A 17421-nucleotide genomic window follows, 5' to 3' on the forward strand; every position below is an offset into this window, starting at 1 on the left:
GGCCGCCATGCCCCTGCGCTTCACGCTCCTGTCCCTGCTCGTGCCTCCCCTCCTGGTCGCGACGCTGCTCGTCGTCTTCGGGCACCCGGCGGGCGCGCTCGCCGCGGGGCTCGTCACGCTGGCGGGCTCCGCGCTGGCCCTGGGGACGAGCCGCGTGGCCATGGAGCGGCAGCTGCGCGCGCTGACCCAGAAGACGCAGTCGCTGGCGGCGGGCGTGGACGTGGCGGCGCCCGCGGGCCTGGAGCGCACGGATGACCTGGCGCAGCTGGAAGACGCCATCGACACGCTGGACGACAAGCTGTCCACGCGCGCCGCCGCGCTCAACCAGGAGGCGCGCATCCTCACCGCCGTGCTGGACGGCATGGCGGAGGGGCTCTGGGTGACGGACGCGGAGGGCACCGTGGTGCGCCACAACGACGCGCTCGCGGAGATGCTCCGGCCCGCCAACGCCATCGTGGGCCAGCGGCCGCTCGCGCTCATCCGCAACGAGGCCCTCAACGAGGCGGTGGCCCGCGCCTGTCAGGAGGGCGCCTCCACGCGGCTGGAGCTGACGCTCGAGGGCCTGTTCTCCCGCACCCTGGCCGTGCGCGTGACGCCCGTGAGCCGCGACCTGCCCGGCAGCGCCGCCGTCTTCCACGACGTCACCGAACTGCGCCGGCTGGAGAAGGTGCGCAAGGACTTCGTGGCCAACGTCTCCCACGAGCTGCGCACGCCCATCACCGCCATCCGCGGCTACGCGGAGACGCTCCAGGGCGGCGCGCTCCAGGACACCCGGGTGGCCCCGAAGATGGTGGAGATCATCCACCGCCAGTCCGAGCGCCTCTCCGAGCTGGTGGAGGACCTGCTGGAGCTCTCCCGCCTGGAGGCGCGCGAGATGAGCTTCCAGCGCACGGAGGTGCCCCTGGCCCTGGCCGTCTCCCGCGCCGCGGAGGGCGTGCGCCCCAAGGCCGAGGGCAAGAACCAGCAAATCGGGTTGCACGTGCCGCCGGAGCTGGTGGCCCTGGGGGACGGGAGGGCCATCGAGCAGGTGCTCCTCAACCTGCTCGACAACGCGGTGAAGTACACGCCCGAGGGCGGCCGGGTGGACGTGGACGGAGCGTACGAGGGCGGCCGGTGCGTCGTGCGCGTGCGCGACACAGGCGTGGGAATCGAGCCCAAGCATCTTTCCCGGATTTTCGAGCGATTCTACCGGGTGGACAAGGGGCGCAGCCGGGACATGGGCGGCACGGGGCTGGGCCTTTCCATCGTGAAACATCTGATGGGCGCGATGGACGGCGAGGTGAAGGTGGAGAGCCAGCCGAACGCGGGCAGTACCTTTGTCATTTTTCTACCCGCGGCGGCTGGCCCGACGGCGGCGACGGGCTAGGATGGGGGCGGCCATGCGGGTCGCCATCCTCGCGGACATTCACGGGAACCTTCCGGCCTGCGAGGCCGTGCTGGACGACATCGCGAAGTCGGTGGCGCCGGACTACATCGTCGCGGCGGGGGACCTGGCGCTGCGGGGCGCGCACCCGCGCGAGACGGTGGAGCTGCTCTTCAGCCGCTGCCACGCGCTCATCATGGGCAACACGGACGCTTACCTCGCCGGCACCTACCTGGGCGGCGCGTACCGCGAGCGCGACCACTGGAAGACGGAGCTGCTGCGCTGGACGCGCGACCAGCTGGGCGACGCGCTGCTCCAGCAGCTGGGGCAGATGCCCTTCTCCCTGCGCTACACGCCGCGCAAGGGGCAGGACCTGTTCATCTGCCACGCGAACCCCCGCAACCTGGAGGAGTCGCTGGACCCCACGCTGGACGACCACGCGGTGCGCCGCTTCTTCACGCACCTGGACGCGGCCGCGTGCGCCTTCGGGCACCTGCACTTCCCCTACCGGCGGCGCGTGGGCCGGATGCTCATCGCGGACGTGGCCAGCGCCGGGATTCCCCGCGACGGCGACCTGCGCCCCGCCTACGGCGTCTTCACCTTCACCCCCAAGGGCTGGCGCGTGCAGATCCGCCGCGTGCGCTACCCGGTGCGCAAGGCCACCCAGGCCCTCACCGCGCGCCGCGTGCCCGGCGGGCCGCTGCTCATCCACAAGCTCGTGGAGGCGCGATACCGCCACCACAACGCCCTGATGGAGGCCGCGCGGCGGCACTCGGGGCTGCCCCCGCCGGGGCCCGTGCTGCGCCCGCCTCCGGGGGCCGGGGGCGCGCGGCCCACGCTCGCCGCGCCCTTCGAGAAGAGCCCTCCGCCGGAGGTCGATCCGGCCACGCTGCCGCTGGACCTGGACGGCACGGTGACGGGCGCCGCGCCGCTGCCGCCCGACGCGCTCACCGACCTGGACGGGTGAGGCCCGCGCCCACCGGGTGCGTGCGCGTGGGGCGGGCGCGTCCGGGAATGGACACGCGCGCCGGCGCTTCTGACGGACAGCGGGCTTTTCGCACCGCGAAATCCGCCCGGCCTCCCACACGCACAGGTGCACGGGGGCGCTCCGGGCCTTAGCAACACCTCAGGCGACGACGACGCGGGAGGGACCATGGTCGGGTGGATGGTCGGACTGTCGGTGGTGACGGTGTCCCTGGCCACCTCCGGCACAGAGGCGCCCGCCTCGACGCCGCCCCCCACGGAGGCGCCCGCGGTGGAGGCGCCGCCCGCGCCGTACTGCGAGGGCGAGTACGCGGACAGCTACAGCGCGCTGTCCCCCAAGGCACGGGCCTTCGAGCAGGCGATGCAGAAGAAGTACACGTACTGCGTGCGCAGCACCGCCGTGTACGAGTGCCTGTCCTACGGCGCGGAGGGCAACGTGCGCCGCACGCGCACGCCGGTGTCCGCGCACGGCACCGCGTTCGCGTACCGGCAGCAGGGCGGGGAGACGCTGCTGCTCACCAACGAGCACGTGGTGGAGTGGCCGGAGGTCACCAGCGACGCGCACCCGGTGGACGGCGTGCCCGGCGGCTGCAAGCGCGTGAAGGACGCCCTGAGCATCGTGGAGAACGAGGCGGACCAGTACGACCGCGACGACATCCCGCTGTCCCGGGCGGTGGTGGATCCGCAGCTGGACCTGGCCGTCATCAAGTCCAAGACGCCCCTGACGGTGATGCCGTGGAAGGTGGGCAAGAGCGCCGCCGTGCGCGAGCGCGACGTGGTGGACGTGCGCGGCTTCCCGCTGGGCGTCTTCAACGCCACCAACATGGGCAAGGTCATCTCCGCCTACGACCGCGACGAGTACAAGGAGTGGTACCACGACGACTTCGTCATCGACGCGCTCCTGTCGCAGGGCAACTCGGGGTCGCCGGTGCTGGCCATCTCCTGCAAGACGGGCGAGTTCGAGCTGGTGGGCGTCTACCACGCGGGCTACTCGCGGGGCAGCGCGCTCAACGTGGTGGTGGGCATCGACCAGGCGCGCGACCTGATGAACAACCTGCGCCGCTCGCCCAGGCGCGCGCTGGAGGGCACGACGCCGCTGGACGCGCTGGCCCGCGCCCGCGTGGCGAAGCGCGCGGAGGTGTCCGCCACGCCCTTCTTCCCCTTCGGCTCGCGCACCGCGGCGGTGTTCCCGCGCGCGGACGGCGCCCTGCTCTTCGCGCTGTATGCGCAGGACTTCCCGCGCCGCGTGTACCCGCTCGTGGTGATGGAGGACCTGCCCGTGGCCTCCGTGGACGAGGGCTTCGGGAAGGTGGGGCGCGTCTGGTTCGGAGGCGCGCGCGGCCTGCTGGAGCGCCCGCGCGCGGAGCAGGACGCGGAGCTGCAACAGCAGCTGGCCCGGCTGCTGGACGCCCTGCGCCGGGACGCGACGCTCGCGTTCTCGTATCAGGACTCGCTGCCGGGCTCGGACGAGTCCCGGCAGACCTTCGACACGTCGGCCCGGCTGGGCAAGACGCTGGACCGCACCATGGTCGCGCACCGAGAGCTGAGCGACGCGGCGGCGGAGCTGGCGGACCGCTTCGCGCCGGACACCATGGAGCCCGCGACGCGCTCGGACTCCGTGCTGAACAAGCCTCCGCCGCCCGGCGTCCACCTGGGCGTCGCGACCGAGCCGGGCGGCAGGCCTCCCCCGACAGACGCGCCGCCCCGCGACGCCGGAGCGCGCCAGCCCGCGAAGAGCCCGCAGAAAAAGGCGGCCAGGAACCCGGGAGTCAGGTAGGCCCTTCGGAAGGCAGGCGGCCGGGCGAGCGCCTTCCGAGAAAGACCGCGCGACCCCGGGAAGGCCCCTTCCGCCTCCCTACATTGGACAGGTGTGGAGGCCATGCCCGAACCCGCATCCGGAGCCGTGCATCCCGACCTGAGGACGGGCGAGCCCTCGCCCTGGCTGCGGCGGGTGCTCCGGGGGATGCTGGGGCAGGAGCGGCGCTTCTGGGTGCTGGTGGTGGGCGTGGGGCTCACCTCCGGGCTGGGCGCGGTGGCCCTGCTCGCGGTGCTGCGCTTCACCCAGCACCTGTTCTGGCAGACCCACACCGAGCACTTCCTGGAGGGCGCGCTCGCGTCGCCGGGCTGGCGCCGGTTCCTCGTGCCGGTGCTGGGCGGCGCGCTGGTGACGCTGGTGTCCCTGGTGGTGGGCCAGCCCCTGCGCGGCCACGGCACCGCGGGCATCATCGAGTCCATCTGGGTGAAGTCCGGCCGCCTGCCCTTCCCGCGCGCGCTGCTCCGCGGCTTCGTGTCCATCCTCGCGGTGGCGCTCGGGGCGCCGCTCGGCCGCGAGGGCGCGCTGCTCCAGACGGGCGCGGCCAGCGGCTCCGCGCTGTCCGGGTGGCTGCGGCTGGGGCCGGGCCAGGCGCGCGTGCTGGTGGCGTGCGGCGCCTCCGCGGGCATCGCGTCCGCGTACAACGTCCCCATCGGCGCGGCCCTCTTCGGCCTGGAGGTGCTGCTGGGCAGCTTCGCGCTGGAGCTGTTCGGCCCCATCGTCGTGTCGTGCGTGGTGGCGACGCTCGTGTCGCGCACGCTCATCGCGGACCACCCCAGCTACGTCATCCCCCACTACGCCCTCACCCACCCGCGCGAGCTGGTGCTGGCCATCCTCCTGGGCGTGCTCGTGGGCGGGGCGTCCGCGCTCTACGTGCGCGGCATCAACCTGGCGTCGGACCTGCTGGACAGGCTGCCGTCGTGGCTCACGCCGTTCATGCCGCTCGTCGCGATGACGGTGGTGGGCGCCACCGCCATCGCGGGGCCGTACCTCATGGGCAACGGCTACGACTCCGTGAACATGGCGCTGCACGGGACGCTGCCCCTGGCGCTGCTGCTCCTCCTGCCGCTGGCGAAGCTGGTGGTGACGTCGCTGTGCGCGGGCTCGGGGGTGCCGGGCGGGCTCTTCACCCCCTCCCTCTTCTTCGGCGCGCTCCTGGGCGGCGCGTTCGGGATGCTGGTGGAGCAGGCGCTCCCGGGCGGCGCGGCGCCCAGCGGGGCCTACGCGCTGCTCGGCATGGGCGCGGTGCTCGCGGGCACCACGCACGCGTCCGTGTCCGCGGTGCTGATGATCTTCGAGATGACCGGCGACTACGACCTCATCCTCCCGCTGATGCTCACCGCGGTGGTGGCCGCCGTCGTCAGCCGCCGGCTGGAGCCCGAGTCGCTCTACACGTCCGTGCTCGTGAAGCGCGACGTGCGCGTGCCCGCCTCCGTGCCGCACTGGCTGCGCGAGGAGGGGGTGCGCTCGCTCCTGTCCCCGGCCACGCAGCGCGTGCCCCCGGCCGCGTCCTTCGACGAGGTGGTGGTGCTGCTCCTGGAGCAGCCCGCGGGCGCGGACCTGTACGTCACCGACGCGGAGGGGCGCCTGCTGGGCGTCATCACCCTGGACGCGCTCAAGGGCCACCTGCCGGACCACTCCCTGCTCCAGGCCACCGTGGCCGCGGACGTGATGGACACCGGCGTGCAGCCCATCACCCCGGACCTGTCGCTGGCGGAGGTGGCCGCGAGGTTCGGCCACACGGAGCTGGAGCGGCTGCCCGTGGTGGACGGGCAGCGGCGCCTGCTGGGTTCGCTGTCCAAGGGCGACCTGCTCAAGCGGGGGCGCTTCTAGATGGAGCTGGAGCCCCGCACGCGCGCGTGGAGCATCGTCATCATGAGCCTCTTGTGCCTCGTGCTGACGTGGGTGCTGCTGCGCTCGCCGCCGCACCCCGGCCGGCACCGCCCCGAGGCGTCGGAGCCCGCCGGCGAGGAGCCCACCCGGGGCAACCCCTACCGGGGCTGGCCGCTCTTCCAGGGGTGGCCCGTGCCGCAGCCCCCGGACACGCCCCCGCCCCATGACGGGAAGCCGTCCGACGACGCGCCCCGCCAACGTTGAGGGGCCGCCAGCACCTCGCACCCCGGGGAGGGCCTGGAGCGGGCAACCGGGCAGGCTCCGCGTGAACTGCTTGCAAGCGCGAGGGCGGGGAGGAAGATGGCCACCGCCTTGGACGCCACTCCGTTCAACTTCGTCGCCATCGTGCTGTGTGTCTCCGTGGGAGCGGGCCTCCTGGGCTCGCTCCTGGGGCTCGGCGGTGGGCTCATCCTCATCCCCGTCCTCACGCTCGTGCTCAAGGTGGACATCCGCTACGCGGTGGGCGCCTCCATCGTGTCCGTCATCGCCACGTCCAGCGGCGCGGCGGCGGCGTACGTGCGCGACGGCCTGGCCAACATGCGCGTGGCCATGTTCCTGGAGCTGGCCACCGTGGCGGGCGCGGTGTCGGGCGCGATGCTCGCGGGCATGGTGGGCGGCCGCGCGCTGTACTTCCTCTTCGGCGCGGTGATGGCCTATTCGGCGCTCGCGATGCTGCGCAAGCTGCGCGAGGACGGCGCCCCCCGCGCGGAGCCCCCGCCGAACGCCTTCGCGGACCGGCTGGGGCTGCACGGCAGCTACTACGACGTGTCCACCGGCGGCGAGGTGTCCTACCGCGTGCACCGGCCGCTCGTGGGCCTGGGGCTCATGTACGTCGCGGGCACGGTGAGCGGCCTCTTGGGCATCGGCTCCGGCGCGCTGAAGGTGCCGGCCATGGACCTGGCGATGGGGCTGCCCATCAAGGTCTCCACCGCCACCAGCAACTTCATGATCGGCGTCACGGCGGCGGCCAGCGCGGGCATCTACTTCGCGCGCGGGGACATCGACCCGTTCATCGCCGGCCCCGTCTGCGTGGGCGTCACGCTGGGCGCCTTCATGGGCTCGCGCTTCCTCACCAAGCTCAAGAGCGGCTCGCTGCGCATGCTCTTCGTGGCCGTGCTGCTGTGGGTGTCATACGAGATGCTGTCCAAGGGGATCCACGGATGACCGCGCCCGCTGAACCTCCGTCGCCTCGGGAGGCGGCGGCCACCACCGCCGTCGCGCAGGAGGAGGTGGCCCCCCTCACGCCGGAGCTGCTCATCAGCCAGCTGTTGCGCGGCGGCGTGCTGCTCAGCCTGTCGCTCGTCGCCTGCGGCATGGTGATGACCTTCTTCCGCCACCCGGACTACTTCTCGTCGCGGGACGCGCTCCAGCGCCTCACCGACCCGGACGCCGCGCCGCACCGGCTGACGGATGTCTTCGAGGGCGTCATGGCCGTGCGCGGCCAGTCCTTCGTGATGGCGGGGCTCCTGGTGATGATCACCGTGCCCGTGCTGCGCGTGGCCCTGTCCCTGGGCATCTTCCGCGCCCAGAAGGACCGCACCTTCGCCGCCATCACCACGTGCGTGCTCGGGCTGCTGCTGCTCGCCTTCCTGCTGGGCGGCGTCGAGTAGTCCACACCGCAGTCCACCGGTTCGTCACATCCACGCGGCCTGGAAACGCCATACAACGCGCGCCCATGGCCGAACGCGATCTCCCCCTCCTCCTCGTGCGCCACGCCGTGGCCGAGGACTCCAACGCCCTGGGCGACGAGGCCCGCGCCCTCACGCCCCAGGGCCGCGCCGCCTTCCGTCAGCACGCGAAGAAGCTCGCGCGCCTCACGCCGCTCATGGGCATCATCACCAGCCCCCTGGTGCGCGCGGTGCAGACCGCGGAGCTGCTCGCGGACGCGCTCGGCCTGTCCCACGTGGAGGTCCACCCCGCGCTCGTCCCCATGAAGGGCGCGGCCCGCAACGTGCTCAAGCTGGGGCGGGACGTGGGCCCCGGCTGGGCGCTGGTGGGACACAACCCCTCCCTGGAGCGCGCCGCCGCGCTCGCGCTGGGCCAGCCCCTGCCGGACAAGCTGCGCAAGGGCTGCGCGGTCGCCCTGCGGGCCGACGGCCGCGGGTTCTCCCTGCAGTGGATGGCGGCGCCGGGGCGCTCCCTGCGACGCCCGTGAGCCACCCACACGGGCGCGGCGGACGTGACGCACTTGTTGCCAGCGCGTCACGTGGGCGCGAAGCGGTGCGCGCACAGTACGTGCCCGCCATGTCCCACGTACTCATCGTCGACGACGAGCGCGACCTCGCCGAGCTCATCGACTTCAACCTGCGCGGCGCGGGCTTCACCACCCACGTGGCCTTCACCGGGGAGGCGGCGCTCGCCGCCGCTCGCGAGCAGTCCCCGGACGTGGTGCTGCTGGACCTGATGCTGCCGGACCTGTCCGGCATCGAGGTCTGCCGCCACCTGCGCGCCAACCCCCGCCTGCGCGACGTGCTCATCGTCATGCTCACCGCCAAGAGCGAGGAGGCGGACCGCATCCGGGGCTTCGAGGTCGGCGCGGACGACTACGTCGTCAAGCCCTTCTCCGTCCGCGAGCTGGTGCTCCGGCTCAAGGCCATCCTCCGGCGCACCTCCGCGCCCCAGGAGGGCGCGCCGCCCCTGGCGCTGGGCCCCCTGCGCCTGGACGTCACCCAGCACCGCTTCTTCGTCGAGGACAAGGAGACGCCCCTCACCGCGCTGGAGTTCCGCCTGCTGGAGTTCCTCATGGCCCGGCTGGGCCGGGTGCAGACGCGCGAGCAGCTCCTGGAGCAGGTCTGGGGCCTGTCCAGCGCCCTGGAGACCCGCACCATCGACACCCACGTGATGCGCCTGCGCGACAAGCTGGGCCCCGCGCGCTCCCTCCTGGAGACGGTGCGCGGTGTGGGCTACCGCATCGTGGACCCGGCCGCGGGGTAGGTCCGGAGGCGCTTCCGTTGCCCATTTGTCACGCGAGGGCCGTCAAACGGCCACATCCGACCCATAGATCGTCACGCGTTCTCGACACCCCCGAGACGCCCGCCGACCTTCTATGCGCCCATTCCTCGTTGCCCTCACCCTGTTGAGCTCCAGCGCCGCCATGGCCCAGGCTGCCCCCTCCCAGGAAGCGCTCCCCACCCCGCCGGCCTCCGAGCCGCGCGAGGCCGTGGAGCCCTCCGCCGCGGAGGCCCAGGCGCCCGCCGGAGCGCCTCCCCCGCGCGCCAACGCGCCCACCGTCCCGGAGCTGTCGCCCTCCATCGACGAGCGGCTGACGGCGGACGAGCACCGCTTGGAGGCGCTGGAGGAGCAGAGCACGGAGACGAAGAGCGACCTGTCCGCGCTCAAGAAGCTGCGCTTCTCCGGCTACATCCAGGGCCGCTACCAGTACCAGCAGGACCTGGATGCCAGCGGCGCGGGCGGCTCCAGCCGCTTCGGCATCCGCCGGGGTCGCCTCAAGGCCACGTACACCGGCGACGTCGCCCAGCTCATGCTGCAGATCGACGCGGTGCCCGCGGGCGTGACGCTCAAGGACGCGGAGGCCACCCTCTTCGTCCCCGGCACGAAGCAGCAGCTGTCCGTCACCCTGGGCCAGATGAAGTGGCCCTTCGGCTACGAGGGCCCCCAGTCCTCCAGCGACCGCGAGTTCCCCGAGCGCAGCCGCGTGGTGCGCAACCTGCTCCCCAGCGAGCGCGACCGCGGCGCGAAGGTGAACGGCCGCTACAAGTTCCTGCGGCTCGCGGTGGGCGTCTTCGACGGCAACGGCACCGACAGCGGCACCACCCAGGACAACGACAAGGAGAAGGACGTCGTCGGCCACCTGGGCTTCGACCTGAAGTGGCTCGCCGGCGGCATCTCCGGCTGGTACGGCCACGACCTGGGCCGGCTGCCCACGGACCCCTTCCGCCGCGCGTACGAGCGGACCCGCGTCGGCGCGGACCTCCAGGCCTACTTCGACGTGGTGCCCCTGGGCGGCACCTCCATCAAGGGCGAGTTCATCGCGGGCCGCACCTACGGCGCCGCCAACAACGCCACCCACCTGGATGTGCCCGCGCACGGCTGGTACCTGCTGCTCGTGCAGAACATCGGGCTGAACGACGCGGTGGGCGTGCGCTACGACGCCTTCGACCCGCACAACGGCCAGGCGGACGCCGCCGCCGGAGAGGTGCCGGGCGCGGACAACACCGTGGAGACGGTGGGCGTCGTCGTCCAGCACCACTTCGGGGAGAACCTGAAGCTCTCCGCCAGCTACGAGCTCCCCATGACGCACGCCGTGGCCCAGGCCTTGGACCCGCACGACAACCTGTTCACCCTGCAGATGCAGGCCCGTTTCTAGAGGAGTCACCTCCATGAAGAAGACACTGCTTTCCAGCCTCGTCGCCTTCGGGCTCGCCGTCCTCCCGCTCACCGCCCGGGCAGGCACGGTGACCGTGAAGGGCTCGGACACCATGGTCATCCTCGTCCAGCGCTGGGCCGAGGCGTTCATGAAGAAGAACCCCGCCACGAAGATCCAGGTGACGGGCGGCGGCTCCGGCACGGGCCTGGCGGCCCTGCAGAACGGCACCACGGACATCGCCATGTCCAGCCGCGAAATCAAGGAGGCGGAGGAGGAGAAGCTCCGCGCCCGCTACAACACCCCGCCCACCGCCGTGTCCGTGGCCAGGGACGGCGTCACCTTCTACGTCAACGAGTCCAACAAGGTGGACGCGCTCACGGTGGAGCAGCTCAAGGACATCTACCTGGGCGACACCACGTCCTGGAAGGCCGTGGGCGGCGCGGACGCCCCCATCGTCCTGTACTCGCGGGAGAACTCCTCCGGCACCTACGTGTTCGTGAAGGACACGGTGCTGGGCGGGGACGACTTCGCGGCCGCCGCGCAGACGCTCCCGGGCACCGCCGCCGTCGTCAACGCGGTGTCCAAGGAGAAGAACGGCATCGGCTACGGGGGCGCCGCGTACGCCAAGGGCATCAAGGAGCTGAAGGTGAAGAAGGGCAGCGACGCCTTCGCCCCCACCGCGGAGAACGTGAAGAGCGGCAAGTACCCGCTGTCGCGCGACCTCTTCTTCTACCTGCGCAACAAGCCCTCCGGCGAGGCGAAGGCCTTCATCGACTTCGCGCTGTCCGCGGAGGGTCAGGCCATCGTCACCCAGGTCGGCTACTTCCCTGTGAAGTAGTCGCCGTCACGCGATTGTCACCCGGCGCGGGGGTCCCATGTTGGATAGACAGGCCGTCATGCAGGAGCAGGACCTCGCGCCCCCGGTGGCGCTGCCCACGCTGTCGCCCGCGGCCCGGCGGCGGCAGCTGAAGGAGCGGGCCATCGCCGGGCTCATCACGGGGGTGGCCTTCACCGGCATCGCCGCGCTGGTGCTCATCCTCGTCTTCGTGGCGAAGGAGGCGCTGACGCTCGTCACCGACCCGGCGGCGCGCGAGGAGGCCAGCTTCTCCAGGATGTTCCTCCCGCAGCTGGTGCGGAAGGGGAAGCCCCTGGCCTACGTGTGGCAGCCGGTGTCCGGCGTGCCCAAGGTCAGCATGATCCCGCTCTTCATCGGCACGCTGAAGACGACGCTGGTGTCCATGGTGGTGGCCGTGCCGCTGGGCATCTTCGGGGCGCTCTTCGCCGCGGAGTTCGCCCCCCGCCGCCTGCGGGAGGTGCTCAAGCCCACCATCGAGCTGCTGGCCGGCATCCCGTCCGTGGTGCTGGGCTTCTTCGCGCTGATGGTGATGGCCACCTTCCTCCAGGAGGCCTTCGGCTTCACGTCCCGGCTCAACGCCGTGGTGGCGGGGCTGGGCCTGGCGCTGGCCATCGTGCCGGTCATCTTCACGGTGACGGAGGACGCGCTCACCGCCGTGCCGCGCAGCTACCGCGAGGCGTCCCTGGCGCTGGGCGCCACGCCCTGGGAGACGGCGTGGAAGGTGGTGCTCCCGGCGGCGGCCCCCGGCATCCTCGCCGCGTGCGTGCTGGGCTTCGGGCGCGCCATCGGCGAGACGATGATCGTCCTCATGGCGTCCGGCAACGCGGCCATCGTGTCCTGGAAGCTGGGGGACTCCGTGCGCTCGCTGTCGGCCACCATCGCCGCGGAGATGGGCGAGGTGGTGGTGGGCAGCCCGCACTACGCGCTGCTCTTCTTCATCGGCGTGGAGCTGTTCCTCTTCACCTTCGTGCTCAACATGCTCGCCGGGGTGTGGACGCGGAAGGTCATCCAGCGGCTCAAGGGAGGTGCGGGGTGAAGCACACCACGCGCAAGGTCGTGGGCCTGTCGCTCGTGTCGCTCACGGGGCTGGCCGCGCTCGTCATCGTGGCCATGCTGGCCCTCATCCTCCTGGACGTCGTCCAGGGAGGCTGGAGCCACCTCTCCTGGCGCTTCCTCACGGAGGCGCCCACGGACGGGATGATGGGCGGCGGCATCTTCCCCGCCCTCTTCGGCACCGCGGCGCTCACGCTGCTCATGACCCTGGCGGTGATGCCGGTGGGCGTGCTCACCGCCGTGTACCTGCACGAGTACGCGCCTCCCTCCAGCCTCCTGGCCCGCGCGGTGCGCGTGGCGGTGGCGAACCTGGCGGGCGTGCCCTCCATCGTGTTCGGCCTCTTCGGCCTGGGCTTCTTCATCCTCTTCGTGGGCAGGGGGCTGGACCACGCGCTGGGGTACCAGGAGCTGCACTGGGCCCAGCCGGGCATCCTCTGGGCGTCGCTGACGCTGGCGGTGCTCACCCTGCCCGTCGTCATCGTGTCCACGGAGGAGGCCCTGCGCGCCGTGCCGCAGGAGCAGCGCACGGCGAGCCTCGCGCTGGGGGCCACCCAGTCCCAGACGCTGGCGCGGGTGGTGCTGCCGGGCGCGCTGCCGGGCATCCTCACCGGCGCGGTGCTGGCCATCTCCCGCGGCGCGGGCGAGGTGGCCCCCATCCTCTTCACCGGCGCGGCGTACTTCCTGCCGGACCTGCCCACCGGCCTGAACTCCCAGTTCATGCACCTGGGCTACCACACGTACGTGCTGGCCACGCAGTCGCCGGACGTGGAGGCCACCCGCCCGCTGCTGTACGCCACGGTGCTGGTGCTGCTGCTGCTCACCTTCGCCCTGAACCTGGTCGCGGTCCTCATCCGCACGCGCACGCGCCGCAAGGCCGCGGCCGGCCACTGACGCTCCCTCCCCGCCCATGCCCCTCTCCTCCGCCACGCCGCGCAACAAGATGGAAGCCCGCGAGCTCACCCTGCGCTACGGCAGCAAGGTGGCCATCAAGCAGGTGAGCCTGATCATCCCCGAGCACCGGGTGACGGCGCTCATCGGCCCGTCCGGCTGCGGCAAGTCCACCTTCCTGCGCTCGCTCAACCGGATGAACGACCTCATCCCGGGCGCCCACCACGACGGCTCCGTCTTCCTGGACGGCCAGAGCATCCACGACCGCTCGCTGGACGTGGTGGACCTGCGCCGGCGCGTGGGCATGGTCTTCCAGAAGTCCAACCCCTTCCCCAAGTCCATCTTCGAGAACGTCGCCTACGGCCTGCGCGTGGGCGGCCTCAAGGACAAGGCGAGGCTGGCCGCGCGGGTGGAGAAGTCCCTGCGGGGCGCGGCGCTGTGGGACGAGGTGAAGGACCGGCTGGACGAGAGCGCCCTGGGCCTGTCCGGCGGCCAGCAGCAGCGCCTGTGCATCGCGCGGGCCCTGGCGGTGGAGCCGGAGGTGCTGCTCATGGACGAGCCCGCGTCCGCGCTGGACCCCATCGCCACGGCCAAGATCGAGGAGCTCATCCACGAGCTCAAGGCCACGTACACCATCGCCATCGTGACCCACAACATGCAGCAGGCCGCCCGCGTGAGCGACCGGACGGCTTTCTTCTACATGGGGGAGTTGGTGGAGTGCGGTCCCACGGAGCAGATCTTCACCAACCCCCACGAGAAGCGCACGGAGGACTACGTCACCGGGAAGTTCGGCTGAAAGAGCCCGCGCGCGCGACGGAGCAGGACGACATGGCGGCCACGCACACCGACAAGGCATTCGAGCAGGACCTGCGCAACCTGCGCGAGAAGCTGCTGGCCATGGGGGCCAAGGTGGAGACCCTCATCTCCCAGAGCACCAAGGCCCTCACCGACCGGGACTCCACGCTGGCGGAGCAGGTGGTGGGCGCGGACCGCGAGGTGAACCGGCTGGAGGTCGACATCGACGACCTGTGCCGCCGCATCCTCGCGCTGCGCCAGCCGGCCGCGTCCGACCTGCGCCTCATCACCACGGCGCTGAAGATCGTCACCGACCTGGAGCGCATCGGCGACCTGGCGGTGAACATCGCCGAGCGCGCCATGGACCTGAACCAGGTGCCGCCCCTGGCGCCCTACGTGGACACGCCGAAGCTGGCGGAGCTGGCGCAGCAGCAGGTGAAGAGGGCCCTGGACGCGTTCGTGTCCGGGGACGCGGCCAAGGCGGAGGACGTCCTCAAGGGGGATGACCTGCTGGACGCCCTCTTCCTCAAGATCTTCAACGAGCTGCTGGCCTACATGATGGAGGACTCGCGCAACATCCGCCGGGCCACGGCGTTGATGTTCATCGCGAAGCACCTGGAGCGCATTGGCGACCACGCGCTCAACGTGGCGGAGATGGTCATCTACATGGTGCGCGGCAAGGACGTGCGCCACCCGCGCAGCCGCGACCTGGAGTAGGCGCGGCTTCACGGCGGTGTCACGGCGAGTTGGCCGTCCCGCCGCCCCGCCGCCCCGGTCCCGCCTCGTGGGGCCTCTAGGGTGGCGACATGCTCATCGCCTCCAGCCTCCTCCTGGCCGCGTCCGCAGTGGGCCTCGTGGCCCTCCTCCTCCAGGCGCTGTTCGTGCGCCGCCACCGCCGCGCCGCCCCCCCGGCCCCCACGCGCAAGCCCGGCCTGTCCATCCTCAAGCCCCTGTGCGGCGTGGATGATGACCTGGAGGCCAACCTCGCCCAGTTCGCGCGGCTGCCCTACCCCACCTACGAGGTGCTCCTGGGCGTGAAGGACGCGCGCGACCCGGCCTGGGCGGTGGCGCGGGCCGCGGAGGCGAAGTGGCCCCACGTGATGCGCGCGGTGCTCCAGGAGGGCGAGCCCGGCCTCAACCCCAAGGTGAACCAGCTGGTGACGCTGTCGTCGGAGGCCCGCTACGACCTCTGGGTGGTGAGCGACAGCAACACCCGCGTGGGCGCAGGCTACCTGGAGGAGATCGCCGCGGCCTTCGAGGACCCCACGGTGGGCTGCGTGACGCACCCGGTGGCGGGCCTGGGGGAGCGGAGCTTCGGTTCGCTCCTGGACAACCTGCACCTGTCCTCCAGCGCGGCGGCGGGGATGATCGCCGCGAAGCACGTGGCGGACCGCGACATCGTGGTGGGCAAGTCCATGGCGCTGCGCCGCGAGGACGTGGAGGCGCTGGGCGGCTTCTTCTCCGTGAAGGACGTGCTGGCGGAGGACTACGTCATCGGCCAGTGGGTGACGCGCAAGCTGGGCAAGCGCGTGGTGCTGGCGCACGCCCCTGTCTTCAACGTGTCCCTGCGCAAGAGCGTGGACGCCTTCTTCCAGCGCTACCTGCGCTGGAGCGTCATCCACCGCACAGCGGTATCGCCCTCGACGTACCTCGCGCAGGCGCTCCTCAACCCGGCTCCGCTCGCGGTGCTGGGCGCGCTCCTCCACCCGTCCGCCCTCACCGGCCTGGCGGCGCTGGCGGTGGCGCTGGGCAAGGTCTGGGTGGACGTGGCGGTGTTCCGCTCGCTGAGGCCGCAGCCGGTGGGCTTGCGCGCGGCGCCCGCGGTGCTGGTCAAGGACGCCCTGCTCTTCGCCGCGTGGTGGCACGGCGCGTTCAGGCGCACGGTGGACTGGCGGGGCACGCGGCTGCGCGTGGTCGCCGGCACGCGCCTGGTGCCCCTGCGCGCGCGGAGCACGCCCGCCGCGGGGTGGCTCCCCAGCAACGGGGTGGGGTGAACGCCGCGGGCGCGACGCTTGATGGACCTTCGTACAGCACTTCGTCGTGCAACCCTCGCCGCACGCGACCCCGATGCCTATCTCCTTGAGCATGCCCTCCCTGAAGCTGGCGCATCTTTCGGATCTCCACCTGGACATGAGCCGCGAGAGCGACGCCTCCGCGTCCTCACTGGTGAAGGCCCTGGTGGCGCAGGAGGTGGATCACGTGGTGGTCACGGGAGACCTCACGCACCGTGGCTCGCACGCCGAGTTCCAGCGCTTCCGTGAACACTTCGCGCCCTGGCTGGAGACCGGGCGCCTCACCTTCATCCCCGGCAACCACGACCGGCCCGGCGAGGACGTGGGCAGCGGGTTCATGCAGGGTCGCAAGGTCCACACGGTGGAGACGGCGGGACTCTTCCTGGTCTGCGTGGACTCCACCGGGGAGCACAACCGCAACTACTTCCACAGCCACGGAGAGCTGACGGAGGGCGTCGTGGACGAGGTGGACCGGGCGCTGGGGGCCGCGCCCGGGGACGCGCTGGTGGCGGTGCTGCTGCACCACCACGTGCTGCCGCTGCCGCTGGAGAGCTTCCCGGAGTGGATCGCCACCAGGCTCGGGCTGCCCCACGCGTCGGAGCTCGCGTTGGGAAGTCGACTGCTGGAGCGCGTGGGCGGCCGGTGCGACCTGGTGCTGCACGGCCACCGGCACGTCCCCAGCGAGGCGGACCTGGGCCGCCCGGGCGAGCGCGCGTTGCGCGTCTACAACTCGGGCAGCAGCACGGACCTGATGCGCTTCCGCGTCTTCAGCCATATGGCCGGGCAGCTGGTGAGCGAGCCCGCGTGGTGCCAGGCATCGGAGCCGGCGAAGCCGCGCACGGCGGTGCACAACGTCAGGCCCGCCCTCCAGTACCTGGTGGGCCAGCTGGGCATGGCGCTGTTCTAGGGCTCGCCCGGCCGCCTGCTTCCGGACGAACCGACGCGCACGCGGTCGCGAATGCCCGTGGCCCCCGGGAGGTTCTCCCCAGGTCAGGAGGATGCTTGGGGCGACTCGCGGTGGACGACGGTTCTCGGAAGGTCCTGGTCGTGGACGACGACGCGGACTGGCGGGAGTTCCTCCGGGTGAGCCTGGAGGACCTCGGCTATGAGACCACCGAGGCGGCGGACGGCCAGGAGGCGCTCGACTCGCTGAAGCGGGGCGAGCGCTTCGGGGTCATGCTGCTGGACCTGAACATGCCGGGCATGAGCGGCCTGGAGGTGGTGGCGAAGCTGCCGCGCGCGGCGACGAACCCGCGCATCGTCTTCCTCACCTCCGCGGCGGCCCAGGATGTGGGCAGCGCGCTCATGTCCGGTCCCCACTACTACCTGCCCAAGGGAGCGAGCCGCGACCAATTGTCGCTGCTTCTACAGTCGCTGGGGGTGTAGGACAGGAGGCGCCCCCGCCGACGCTGGCGGGGGTCCACCCGCGTGGAGGTC

General features: G+C 72.0%; 18 protein-coding genes. All 18 read left to right on the forward strand.

Going from position 1 to position 17421, the window contains the following annotated elements; translation table 11 throughout:
* Window positions 1-7: 7 nt before the first annotated feature.
* The 18 genes from U8525_RS26940 (at window position 8) to U8525_RS27025 (ending at window position 17370) form a co-directional block, all read left to right on the forward strand.
* A complete protein-coding gene (locus U8525_RS26940) occupies window positions 8-1366 on the forward strand; it encodes a sensor histidine kinase (RefSeq protein ID WP_374269411.1) in 1359 nt (452 codons plus the stop codon).
* Window positions 1367-1379: 13 nt separating this feature from the next.
* Complete coding sequence (locus U8525_RS26945; protein WP_374269413.1) at window positions 1380-2330, forward strand: metallophosphoesterase; 951 nt, start codon at window positions 1380-1382, stop codon at window positions 2328-2330.
* Between the two features lie 186 nt (window positions 2331-2516).
* Entirely contained in the window at window positions 2517-4124 is a 1608-nt protein-coding gene (locus tag U8525_RS26950; protein ID WP_374269415.1) for a trypsin-like peptidase domain-containing protein, read from the forward strand.
* Window positions 4125-4226: 102 nt separating this feature from the next.
* A complete protein-coding gene (locus U8525_RS26955) occupies window positions 4227-5993 on the forward strand; it encodes a chloride channel protein (protein ID WP_374269417.1) in 1767 nt (588 codons plus the stop codon).
* Window positions 5994-6257, forward strand: coding sequence for a hypothetical protein (locus U8525_RS26960; RefSeq protein ID WP_374269419.1), 264 nt, complete (start codon window positions 5994-5996; stop codon window positions 6255-6257).
* A 96-nt stretch (window positions 6258-6353) separates the two neighbouring features.
* Complete coding sequence (locus U8525_RS26965; protein WP_374269421.1) at window positions 6354-7217, forward strand: sulfite exporter TauE/SafE family protein; 864 nt, start codon at window positions 6354-6356, stop codon at window positions 7215-7217.
* Entirely contained in the window at window positions 7214-7663 is a 450-nt protein-coding gene (locus U8525_RS26970) for a DUF1634 domain-containing protein (protein ID WP_374269423.1), read from the forward strand. Before U8525_RS26965 ends, U8525_RS26970 begins: the two co-directional genes overlap by 4 nt.
* A 65-nt stretch (window positions 7664-7728) precedes the next feature.
* The gene (locus U8525_RS26975) at window positions 7729-8208 is read left to right on the forward strand and encodes a histidine phosphatase family protein (protein WP_374269425.1); all 480 of its coding nucleotides are present in this window, start codon (window positions 7729-7731) and stop codon (window positions 8206-8208) included.
* Between the two features lie 89 nt (window positions 8209-8297).
* Window positions 8298-8987, forward strand: a complete 690-nt coding sequence (locus U8525_RS26980; RefSeq protein ID WP_374269427.1) for a response regulator — start codon at window positions 8298-8300, stop codon at window positions 8985-8987.
* Window positions 8988-9147: 160 nt separating this feature from the next.
* Window positions 9148-10380 (forward strand): porin, encoded by a 1233-nt coding sequence (locus tag U8525_RS26985; protein WP_374269429.1) that lies wholly within the window; start codon window positions 9148-9150, stop codon window positions 10378-10380.
* Between the two features lie 13 nt (window positions 10381-10393).
* Window positions 10394-11218 (forward strand): phosphate ABC transporter substrate-binding protein, encoded by an 825-nt coding sequence (locus tag U8525_RS26990; RefSeq protein ID WP_374269431.1) that lies wholly within the window; start codon window positions 10394-10396, stop codon window positions 11216-11218.
* 58 nt (window positions 11219-11276) lie between these two features.
* Window positions 11277-12272, forward strand: coding sequence for a phosphate ABC transporter permease subunit PstC (pstC, locus tag U8525_RS26995; protein ID WP_374269432.1), 996 nt, complete (start codon window positions 11277-11279; stop codon window positions 12270-12272).
* Window positions 12269-13180: a phosphate ABC transporter permease PstA gene (gene pstA, locus U8525_RS27000; protein ID WP_374269433.1), complete on the forward strand. Its 912-nt coding sequence runs from the start codon at window positions 12269-12271 to the stop codon at window positions 13178-13180. The genes pstC and pstA overlap by 4 nt, the downstream gene beginning before the upstream one ends.
* Before the next feature lie 49 nt (window positions 13181-13229).
* Entirely contained in the window at window positions 13230-13973 is a 744-nt protein-coding gene (gene pstB / locus U8525_RS27005) for a phosphate ABC transporter ATP-binding protein PstB (RefSeq protein WP_374269450.1), read from the forward strand.
* A gap of 32 nt (window positions 13974-14005) precedes the next feature.
* Window positions 14006-14689 carry a phosphate signaling complex protein PhoU gene (gene phoU, locus U8525_RS27010; protein ID WP_374269434.1) on the forward strand — a complete coding sequence of 228 codons (684 nt, stop codon included), beginning with the start codon at window positions 14006-14008 and terminating at the stop codon, window positions 14687-14689.
* A gap of 89 nt (window positions 14690-14778) precedes the next feature.
* A complete protein-coding gene (locus U8525_RS27015) occupies window positions 14779-15966 on the forward strand; it encodes a ceramide glucosyltransferase (protein WP_374269436.1) in 1188 nt (395 codons plus the stop codon).
* Between the two features lie 91 nt (window positions 15967-16057).
* Window positions 16058-16891, forward strand: a complete 834-nt coding sequence (locus tag U8525_RS27020) for a metallophosphoesterase (protein ID WP_374269451.1) — start codon at window positions 16058-16060, stop codon at window positions 16889-16891.
* 95 nt (window positions 16892-16986) lie between these two features.
* Window positions 16987-17370, forward strand: a complete 384-nt coding sequence (locus U8525_RS27025; RefSeq protein WP_374269438.1) for a response regulator — start codon at window positions 16987-16989, stop codon at window positions 17368-17370.
* Window positions 17371-17421: the final 51 nt, after the last annotated feature.

The sequence above is a fragment of the Corallococcus sp. RDP092CA genome (assembly GCF_041903675.1).
GTDB lineage: Bacteria > Myxococcota > Myxococcia > Myxococcales > Myxococcaceae > Corallococcus.